The sequence below is a fragment of the Collinsella sp. AF19-1LB genome, from assembly GCF_003459655.1.
Classification (GTDB): Bacteria; Actinomycetota; Coriobacteriia; order Coriobacteriales; family Coriobacteriaceae; genus Collinsella.
This window is the reverse complement of sequence record NZ_QRWO01000045.1, coordinates 1-10,013: the sequence shown is the minus strand read 5'-3', so window position 1 is coordinate 10,013 and position 10,013 is coordinate 1. Positions and strand designations below refer to the sequence as shown.

At 59.8% G+C, this 10,013-nt stretch carries 8 protein-coding genes; all 8 read left to right on the top strand.

The features are described from left to right. Positions 1-385 (top strand): FHA domain-containing protein (locus DWX39_RS10370; RefSeq protein WP_233512212.1); only part of this gene is annotated, 385 nt, incomplete at its 5' end. 6 nt (positions 386-391) lie between these two features. Continuing rightward, positions 392-808 (top strand): FHA domain-containing protein, encoded by a 417-nt coding sequence (locus DWX39_RS10365; RefSeq protein ID WP_006235180.1) that lies wholly within the window; start codon positions 392-394, stop codon positions 806-808. Then, positions 805-2,604 (top strand): Stp1/IreP family PP2C-type Ser/Thr phosphatase, encoded by a 1,800-nt coding sequence (locus DWX39_RS10360; RefSeq protein ID WP_117759858.1) that lies wholly within the window; start codon positions 805-807, stop codon positions 2,602-2,604. The genes DWX39_RS10365 and DWX39_RS10360 overlap by 4 nt, the downstream gene beginning before the upstream one ends. Before the next feature lie 16 nt (positions 2,605-2,620). Then, complete coding sequence (locus tag DWX39_RS10355; protein ID WP_117759856.1) at positions 2,621-5,491, top strand: FtsW/RodA/SpoVE family cell cycle protein; 2,871 nt, start codon at positions 2,621-2,623, stop codon at positions 5,489-5,491. Between the two features lie 132 nt (positions 5,492-5,623). Next, the gene (gene pknB / locus DWX39_RS10350; protein WP_117759854.1) at positions 5,624-7,585 is read left to right on the top strand and encodes a Stk1 family PASTA domain-containing Ser/Thr kinase; all 1,962 of its coding nucleotides are present in this window, start codon (positions 5,624-5,626) and stop codon (positions 7,583-7,585) included. 387 nt (positions 7,586-7,972) lie between these two features. After that, positions 7,973-9,220, top strand: a complete 1,248-nt coding sequence (locus tag DWX39_RS10345; protein WP_117640701.1) for a tyrosine-type recombinase/integrase — start codon at positions 7,973-7,975, stop codon at positions 9,218-9,220. A 218-nt stretch (positions 9,221-9,438) separates the two neighbouring features. Then, entirely contained in the window at positions 9,439-9,684 is a 246-nt protein-coding gene (locus DWX39_RS10340) for a hypothetical protein (protein ID WP_117640700.1), read from the top strand. Between the two features lie 9 nt (positions 9,685-9,693). Further along, a complete protein-coding gene (locus DWX39_RS10335) occupies positions 9,694-9,990 on the top strand; it encodes a hypothetical protein (protein ID WP_117759852.1) in 297 nt (98 codons plus the stop codon). Positions 9,991-10,013: the final 23 nt, after the last annotated feature.

Below are 10,013 nucleotides of genomic sequence, written 5' to 3'. Positions count from 1 at the left end.
GCTTGCCGGCATGGGCGGAGCCGCCGCGACCGGTGCCGCCGTGGGCCTAGGCGCCGCAGCCGGCATCGCCTCCAACATGGCGAGCACTCGCGCCCCGCAGCGCCCGCTCGCCCAGCTCGTCGACGTCGTGAGCGGCGAGAGCCATAGCATCACCTCCGCACAGGTGACCATCGGTCGCGAGCGCTCAGTTTCCGACATTGCCCTGCGCGACCCCAACGTGTCGCGCCGCCACGCCCAGCTCACCTTTACGGGCTCGGATTGGTCGATCGAGGACCTCAATTCCACCAACGGCACGCTCGTCAACAACCGCCGCATTACGCGCTGCCCGCTGCGCAACGGCGATCTGCTGACGTTTGGCCTGAGTACCTTTGAATTTAGGGGATAGTCGCTTATGAACATCGATATCGTCCTTTTTGCAGGCCGCATCGTCTTGGTCGCCCTGCTCTATATCTTCCTGTTCGCCGTCATGAAGACCGGCGTGGGACTCGTGCGCGGGCAGCGCCGCGACTCGGCTATCTGGACGATCGATGTGGACAAGGGCCCGCGCGGTATCCGCGGCATCCACGTAGACATGCTCGGCCCCGTCATCGTCGGTCGCTCTCCGTCTTCGGACATCTGCATCAACGAACCGTTCGTCTCGGCCTCGCATGCGCGCTTTTCGCTGCAGGGCCCGGCGCTCATCATCGAGGACCTCAACTCGCTTAACGGCACGCTCGTCAACGGCCGCCAGCTCGTGGAGCCCGCGACGCTGCGTGAGGGCGACGAAGTCCAGATTGGCGACGTGGTCATGAAGGTGAACCGTCGATGATCGACGAGGAGAACAAGTCCGCAACTATGACCGAGGCACCGGCCGCCGCCACAGCTGCGCCGGCCCACGCCGCTCCGGCGGGCTCCGCGCCCGTGGAGCCCGAGGACACCGTGTTCTCCCTGCCTCTTTCGCATGTAACGCATGATATTTCGGATCTCGCCGATAACGAAGACGAAGAGGATGCCGTAGCGGCGCCCATCGGCGCACATGCTGCGGAACAGCCCACAGCGCCCGAAGCAACCCCGGCGCCGGCTCACTTTGCAGAGCCCGTCGCCGCGGCAATCAACGAGAGTGCTGCGGTGTTTGCGGCACCCGAGCCCGCCGCGCCGGCGTTTCCCATAGCCCCGGCATCCGAGGTTGCGCCCGCGTCTACGCCGGCGCCCAAGCCTATAGACGTCAGCCAGCAAGACGACGAGTCGACCGCCCGCGTGTCCGAGGAGCCCGACTCCCCGGACACCGGCGATTCCGAATCAAACGCCGAGACCGACACCATCTCTCCCGGTGACACAGCCGAAATCGACGTTGCCGCCGTTGAGGCCAAGCTCAAAGACCCCGGCTCGACCATGAGCTTTGAACCCCTAACCGAGGAGCGCATCGAGACCGACTCGACCTATGATGCCGGCACCACCACGCAACTCATGTGGGGCGCCCGCTCCGACGTTGGCTGCGTGCGCCCGCACAATGAGGATTCCTACCTGGTGCAGTCGCCGCTCTTTTGCGTATGCGACGGCATGGGTGGTCACGCTGCCGGCGAGGTGGCCTCTTCTATCGCTGTCGAGACCATCGCCAAGACAGCTCCTCAGTCTGCCGACGCCGCACGCCTGGCGGCAGCCGTCGAGGCCGCCAACGCCGCCGTAATCGAGGCTGCCCTGAATGGCCTGGGCAAGCCTGGCATGGGTTGCACAGCCACTTGCGCCTATATCGAAAACGACACGCTCGCCATCGCCCACGTGGGTGACTCTCGCGCCTACCTGCTCCACGAGGGCACGCTCATCCGCGTGACCCGCGACCACTCCTACGTGGAGGAGCTCGTGGACGCCGGCGAGATCACGGCAGATGAGGCTCGCGTCCACCCCAACCGTTCGGTCATCACCCGCGCGCTGGGCTCGGACCCCGCTATGTATGCCGACCACTTCACTCTGCATATCGAGGAAGGCGACCGTCTGATCCTGTGCTCCGACGGCCTTTCGAGCATGATTCCCGATAGCGATATCGAGAACATCGCCACGCAGTCCTCAACCGCGCAAATCTGCGTCGACAACCTAGTGGACGCGGCGCTTGCCGCCGGCGGCCACGACAACGTGACCGTAGTAGTCGTTGACCTGGTTGACGATGGCGTTATGCGCGAGGCGCAACGCGTGCGTCGCCGCAACGTCACCATCGGCGTCGTCTTAGGTCTCGTCTTGGTGCTGGCGGCTTCCATCTGGGCCTACACGGGTGTCACCGGCTCGTACTACCTGGGTACCTACCAGGGCAATGTCGCCGTCTGGCGCGGCCTGCCCGGCAAGCCACTCGGACTCAAGCTCCACTGGCTCGAAAGCGAAACCAGTATTAAGCTGTCCGACCTGCCCGAAGACACGCAAAACCGCCTCAAGGCGGGCATTCCGCAAACAAGTGTCGACGATGCGCAGGACACGATATCCAAGTACCGCCACCAGATCGACGAGGAGCAGACCCGCCAGGTGATTGACGCGCAAACGATTCGCGACAACACCAATCAGGGATCGACCTCCGAATCAGATTCCGAGAAAACCGCCGAACAGTCCGCCGAGGCCGAAGCCTCCGAAAAGAACTAGAAAGGGAGTGCCGCTTATGAGTCGCCGCAACACCGAGCTGCTCTTGCTCATCGCCTCGGCGTTCCCCGTCATCCTGCTGTATGCGATGTACGTGCTCACCGCGGGCGCCGCCATCTCCTTTGAGACGCTCGCCGTGCCGATCGGCCTCTTTGCCGCCTTCGCCGCGGCACATATCGCCGTGCGCATCTTGGCGCCCGGCGCCGACCCCGCCATCCTACCCATCGTATTTATACTTTCGGGCATCGGTATCACGTTCGTGACACGCCTCGCCCCCGCTCTCGCGATCTCACAGCTCATCATCCTGTTTGTCTCGGTGGCCCTGATGGTGGGAACGCTCGCACTGGTCAAAAACCTCGACGTGGTCATGCGCTACAAGTACACCTTTGGCATCATCGGCATCATCCTGCTGATGCTGCCCATCTTTATCGGCACCACGATCTCGGGCTCCAAGCTGTGGATCCGCATCGCGGGCTTTACCATCCAGCCTGGCGAGTTCGCCAAGGTCTTTATCGTGCTGTTCCTGGCCGGGTACCTGGCCGAGAACCGCGAGCTGCTCTCCATCTCCAACCGCAAGATCCTGGGCTTTAAGATCCCTCGCCTGCGACTGCTACTGCCGCTGTTTGCCGTGTGGGGTGTGTGCCTGCTCGTCGTCGTCTTCGAACGCGACCTGGGTTCGGCCGTGCTGTTCTACACCATCTTCTTGCTGATGCTCTACGTTGCCACGGGGCGCTTTTCGTACGTCATCATCGGCCTTGCGCTCTTAGCCGTTGGAGCTGTGGGCGCCTACAAGTTCCTGTCTCACGTTCAGGTGCGTTTCCAGGTTTGGGTCGATCCGTTTAAGGACGCCCAGGGCCAGGGCTACCAGATCGTCCAGTCGCTCTTCTCGCTTGCCGATGGCGGCCTGGTCGGTGTTGGCATCGGCAACGGCATGGCCAACAACATCCCCGTCGTCGAGTCCGACTTTATCTTCTCGGCTATCGGCGAGGAGATGGGCCTTTTGGGCGGCGGCGCCGTGCTCATCCTGTTTATGCTCTTTGCCGTGCGTGGCCTCACCACGGCTGCCCGCGCTAAATCCGACCTCGCCGCCTTTAGCGCCACGGGCCTTACGGCCGCCATCAGCTTCCAGGCCTTTTTAATCGTGGGCGGCGTTACCCGCCTGATCCCGCTGACCGGCGTCACCCTACCCTTTATGAGCCAGGGCGGTTCCTCGCTGCTGGCAAGCTTTATCATCGTCGCGCTCCTGCTGCGCGCCGGTGACGAAGCGACCGGACGCGAGGCCGAGCTTACCGGCACCGGCACTATGGCCGCCATCACCGATGATCAGGTCGCATCTGCCGCCGCCCCGACGGGCACGCGCTTTGCCACCTCGTCTTCCTACGGCAGCGGCAGCCATTCCGTCGGCTCGCGCATGCGCCGTCGCCTGCTCGACACGCCTGAATCCGGTGTGCTCGGCCGCGTTGCGCTCGCCAACCGTCTAACCCGTGCGGTGCTCGCCTTTACGGCGCTGTTCGCCATCCTTATCGGCAACCTCACCTATGTCCAGGTCATCAAGGCCAAGGACTATCAGGATATGCCGACCAACAACCACACTATCGCCCGCTCCAAGTACATCCAGCGCGGTTCCATCATCACGTCCGACGGCGTGACGCTGGCCGAGTCGCTGCAGCAGGAGGACGGCACCTACGTACGCTCCTACCCCAACGGCAACCTGGCAGCGCACGTGGTTGGCTACGTGAGCCAGCAGTATGGCACCACCGCCATCGAGAGTGTCATGAACGACACGCTCACCGGCTCTAAGGATTACTCCAGCTGGAACAACGCCATCGCTTCGCTCGCGGGCCAGACCCAGCCGGGCAACACCGCCAAGCTCACCATCGACTCGCGTATCCAGACGGCGGCCGAGCAGGCGCTCAAGGGCTTTAAGGGCGCTGTAGTGGTCATCGACCCGCGTACCGGTGCGGTGCTCGCATGCGCCAGCTCGCCCACCTATGACAACACCAACATCGACGCCCTGCTGCAGGCGGGCGGCGGCGAGGACGGCTCCATGTACAATCGCGCCATGGACGCGCTGTACACGCCGGGCTCCACGTTTAAGGTCGTTACGCTTTCCGCGGCACTCGAGACCGGCACCGCCAGCCTTACCAGCACCTACCAGGCGCCCAGCTCCATGGACATCGGCAACGCGCCGGTCACCAACTATGCCAACGAGAGCTACGGCACCATCAGCCTGCAGCAGGCCTTTGCCGTGTCTTCCAACGTCGTCTTTGGCCAGGTGGCAAACGAAGTTGGCGCAAACACGCTCGTGCAGTTTGCCAACGCCTTTGGCTACGGCCAAAAGCTCGGCCAAGACCTGACCTCCGCGGCCTCCATCATGGCCGACCCGTCGCTCATGACCGAGTGGGAGACCGCCTGGGCCGGCGCCGGCCAGCCTGTCGGCATGGACCACACGCCCGGGCCGCAGACCACCGTCATGCAAAACGCCGTGATTGCCGCCGCCATCGCTAACAGTGGCGTGGTCATGGACCCGTACTTTGTAGCCCAGGTACTCGCCCCGGACGGAACTGTGGTCAAGACCACGCAGTCCCGCTCGCTGGGTCAGGCCGTCAGCTCCGCCACGGCCGACCAGGTCAAGCAGGCCATGCTCGCCGTCGTCCAGTCCGGTACCGGCACCGATGCCCAGGTCCCCGGCGTCAAGGTCGCCGGCAAGACCGGCTCGGCCGAGATCGGCGGCACCAACGTCAACTCGATGTTCGTTGGCTTTGCACCTTACGATTCACCCACGGTCGCCATCTCGGTGGCCTTGGAGGATTACGACAAACACGACGTCAAGGCGGCCAAGATTGCCGGCATCGTCCTGACCGCGGCGCTCGCCGCACAGGGAGCGTGATGCCCATGATCGAATCGGACACCCGAGGCGCGCCGCGGCCGAAGAGTTAGCGGCAACGCGCCACACGGCCCCAGCGGCCACATCGTAGGTACTACACACATCGTTGAGCGAATAGTTATGTTAGGAGCAGGAATGGAACAGAGGGTCCTCGGGGGAAGATACCTCCTCAAGGATAAGGTGGGGACAGGCGGTATGGCGACCGTCTACCGTGCGCAGGACCAGGTCCTCGACCGCACGGTAGCCGTCAAGATCATGCTGCCGCAGTATGCTGGCGACGCAACCTTCGCCGCACGCTTTAAGCAGGAGGCCCAGGCAGCAGCCGGTCTCTCCTCCCCCTATATCGTGGGCGTCTACGATTGGGGCAAGGACGGCGACACCTATTACATCGTCATGGAGTACCTGCGCGGCACCGACCTTAAGAGCGGCATCAAGAGCCACGGCGCCCTCGACCCCAAGAAGGTCGCCCAGATCGGCTCGCAGATCAGCTCCGCGCTTTCGGTCGCCCACAAGCACGAGATCATCCACCGCGACATCAAGCCGCAGAACATCATGGTGCTGCCCGACGGCAACATCAAGGTGATGGACTTTGGCATCGCGCGCGCCAAGAACAGCCACCTCACGCAAGACAACAACGTGCTGGGAACCGCCCACTACGTCAGTCCCGAGCAGACCCGTGGTCAGGACCTCGGCCCCACCTCGGATATCTACTCGCTGGGCGTCGTGATGTACGAGTGCGCCACCGGCCGCGTTCCCTTTGACGGTGACGACGCTATCTCGGTCGCACTCAAGCAGGTCAACGAGCTGCCTATTCCGCCGAGCCAGATCAACTCCGGTGTCGACGCCGACCTTGAGCGCATCATCCTCAAGTGCATGGAGAAGGACCCGGCAAACCGCTTCCAGACCGCCGACGAGCTGCGTCAGGTGCTCAACAGCTACCTGTCGGGCCGTGCCGTCAACATCTCGGAGCCCACGCGCATCATCGGTGCCCCCGGTGAGCTGGGCGCCACCAAGACTCGCGAGCTTTCCGATCAGACGCGCGCCATGGTGCGTCCCGTCTCGGGCGTGAGCGGCCAGAATACCGCCCGTAGCTCGGTTTCGGGCTCCACCGGCTCCTACGAGGTCGAAAAGCCCAAATCCAACAAGAACAAGATCATCGCCGCCGTGGTGGCAGCCGTTGCCGTCATCGGTATCGTGGTGGCCTTTGCCACAGGACTCTTTGGCGGCGAGCAGGTCACCGTGCCCGATGTGCTAGGCAAGGACCAGCAGACTGCCGTCGAGCAGATCAAGGAAGCCGGCCTCGAGGTCGGCACCATCGACCAAAGCTACAACGACGATGTCGACGAGGGCAAGGTCGCCGAGCAGACGCCCAACGGCAACACCAAGAAGGCCAAGGGCACCAAGGTGAACCTGGTAATCTCCAAGGGCCCCAAGCCCTCCGAGAAGGTCGAGGTTCCCCGGCTGGTCGGCCTGACCAAGGACCAGGCAGAAGCCGCGCTGGCAAGCGTTGGCCTGAAGGGCAACGCCTCCGAGGAGGCCAACGAGGCCGATGAGGGCCAGGTCTTTGAGCAGGGCACCGAAGCCGGTAAGGAAGTCGAGAAGGGCACGACCATCTCGTACAAGGTCTCGAGCGGCCCGGATACCACGTCCGTCCCCGACCTGACCGACATGACCGAGGCCCAGGCGCGCAACGCCCTCGATATGGCAGGCTTTGGCGTCGACGTGAGCTACCAGGAGAACGACTCGGTTACCGAGGGCACCGTGATTAGCTGGAACCCCAGCGGCAAGCAGAAGCCTGGCGCCACGATTACCGTCGTCATTGCCAAGAAGTCCGGCAAAGCCAGCGTTCCGGGCAACCTGTACGGCAAGAGCATCTCCGCCGCCGTCACCGCGCTCAACAACGCCGGGTTCTACAACATCGCATTCTGCGATCAGAACGGTAACCCCGTGAGCGGCAACGAAAACGCCACCGTTACGGGCGTCTCCCCCACCGGCAAGCAGTCTACCGACAGCACGATTACGCTGACGGTTGCACTTTCTGGCTCGGGTTCGGGTTCAGGCACGAGCACGGGCGACGATTCCGGTACGACCAACTAGTCGCAACCCAACCGCTCATTACGGCTCTCGCCGCAAACATATTCGCTCACAGGCGCCCGCTTGCTCCCCCAGCAAGCGGGCGCTTCGTTTTTGACATGGCATGAACCAGAAGAGCCCGGCACCGTGGTGGTACCGGGCTCGACAAATCTCTGGTGCCCCCGGGCGGATTCGAACCGTCGACACCCGCTTTAGGAGATATGATTTAATACTACCCCCTACTATTCATCAAGCATCATTGAACACCATATAACCGCAGATAAACATAGCAGTTTGTGTCTTTTACCTCCGGTAGCTGCGCCTACGCTTTTACAAACATATTACTAACAGCTTTAGCTAAACTGCACTCAATGAATTGTTGAAAACTATTCAAAGAAACGGAGTGCAAAGATGTCAGAACAGCCACTAATTAGCGGAAGAGGCACGTGTTGGAAAGACAAGAGATCACCTAACACCTATCGCTATTATTTTTCCCTTGGGGTCAAGGACCCTAAGACAGGGCGTTACAAACGATCCCCAACTTATACGGTTCGTTGCAAGACTAAAACAGAAGCTAAGGCTGCAATGCAGGCCAAGCTGGCTGAAATCAACTCCTCTGGCACGATCACTAAAACTAAAAAGCCCACTTTGCTTGCGTCCTACTGCTGGGCCTTTCATGAAAATAGGGACACCGAGCTTGCGCCAACGAGCTATGAAAGAGAAGCGTACGATTGCAGGCATATCGAAGACCTATTCGGCGCGTTTCAGACAATTGAGGGGCTAACTCCCGATCTAATCGAAGAAACATATGCCGAAGCTCGTCGTACGGGAAAATACAAACCATCTGAGCTTGTACGAATCAATGCGAAACTGCGCCAGATTCTGTCGAATGCAGTCGCAAAGAGAATAATTGACCGAAACCCCTGCGCTACCGTTCATGTTCGCAGACCACGCAACAAAAGAGAATCACTGACAATCGAGCAAGTAGCTACCCTATGCACACATCTTCAACACATTGAGCTCACCGCCGAAGCTGTTGGTACGCTAGTACTAGTGTATACGGGTATGCGAAAAGGCGAGATGCTGGGCCTCGAATGGCGCGATTGGGACCCTGCCAATAAAACCTTGAAAATTGACAGGCAGTACACCAACGATCATGAACTGAGGGCACCCAAGTCACAAGAAAGCCAACGCAAAATCCCCGTTGGAGAAACCCTGGCCGAACGTCTTCAATCATGGTCAGCCATACAAAAAGAGCTCCTGGCCTCTCTGGGGCTGTCCCAGACTGGCAGCACTCCCATCATTAGCGATATTGCTGTCGAGCAAGGGGTCCCTACTGTCTGTCACATGAAGAACTACATCTTCAACCATTGGTTTCGCGATTTCGCAGTTAGCTGCAATCTTGGAATCTATGAGCCGAATAATTCGACTGGCGGAAAACTATATAAGGGCATCTGCCCGCATCAGCTCAGGCATTGCGTAAGCACTTTTATGCTGGCGAACGGATCGGACGTTAGAAGCGTGCAAGGTATTCTTGGCCACGCGGACCCCAATATCACGCTCAAAACGTATACAAGCCTCGTTCAACAATCAGAAATAAAAGCAGTTAAAGGCTACGAAGACTTCATCAACGCCTATATACAGAGAAGCGAGAAATAGCATGTTTTTCATTCATCGTTTTATTCATAATATTACGGTACTATAATACCGTTTCCGCAGGTAGATGCTATATTTGATTGACAACTAATGAGTTTTAATACATGCTAAAGCTGTCAGATGGCTACGCATGTAGTCATAGAAACCGGCCCCCCAAGTGCTTATGAACCTGGTAAGTCTTACAAGCACAGGGAGGGCCCTCATTGAAAGGATAGCTCATCATGGCTACTCCAAAGATTAGCACTCAGGCGTCCACACCGACTTTCCCCACTGGTGCCGCTCAGTGCGATCGGTTGCTCCGCGTTAACGATATCCGCGAACTCACTGGCTGGAGCGAAAACACCGCACGCAAATTCATGCGCGAGTCCGGCAAGCTCATCCAAATCCATCGCTCGAATTACATGTTTGAAAGCTCGTTTTATGAGCTTTTCAAGCAGCTTGAAGGTCGTACCGCCCACCTTGACTAGGTGGTAAACATGAGCGAGCTACCGTCAATTTCCGACATATTCAACGATGATGTTACCGAGCAACGAAAGATTATAGAGAAAATGGATAAAGCTATTTTTATTTCAGTGCCCGAGTGGGCGTGCTGCGTCACCACCGTTGCCGCCGAGCGTCTCATCCTCGGCCTCGTATGGAAGTTTGGAAAACCTTCCAAAAACAAACGGCCCATGGGCTTTTGCGCTAGAAGCAAATGGATTGAGGATCACTACCACTTGAGCAAGAACACGATATCCCGAGCCTATACTTCTCTAAAGGATAGGCTCTGTTAGACCAGAATTGACATTTAGCACTT

What these genes read in the sequence shown, in the direction of transcription:
- DWX39_RS10360 (WP_117759858.1), top strand. Translation starts at nt 805, where the DNA reads ATGATCGACGAGGAGAACAAGTCCGCAACTATGACCGAGGCACCGGCC.
- pknB (WP_117759854.1), top strand. Translation starts at nt 5,624, where the DNA reads ATGGAACAGAGGGTCCTCGGGGGAAGATACCTCCTCAAGGATAAGGTG.
- DWX39_RS10345 (WP_117640701.1), top strand. Translation starts at nt 7,973, where the DNA reads ATGTCAGAACAGCCACTAATTAGCGGAAGAGGCACGTGTTGGAAAGAC.
- DWX39_RS10355 (WP_117759856.1), top strand. Translation starts at nt 2,621, where the DNA reads ATGAGTCGCCGCAACACCGAGCTGCTCTTGCTCATCGCCTCGGCGTTC.
- DWX39_RS10340 (WP_117640700.1), top strand. Translation starts at nt 9,439, where the DNA reads ATGGCTACTCCAAAGATTAGCACTCAGGCGTCCACACCGACTTTCCCC.
- DWX39_RS10335 (WP_117759852.1), top strand. Translation starts at nt 9,694, where the DNA reads ATGAGCGAGCTACCGTCAATTTCCGACATATTCAACGATGATGTTACC.
- DWX39_RS10365 (WP_006235180.1), top strand. Translation starts at nt 392, where the DNA reads ATGAACATCGATATCGTCCTTTTTGCAGGCCGCATCGTCTTGGTCGCC.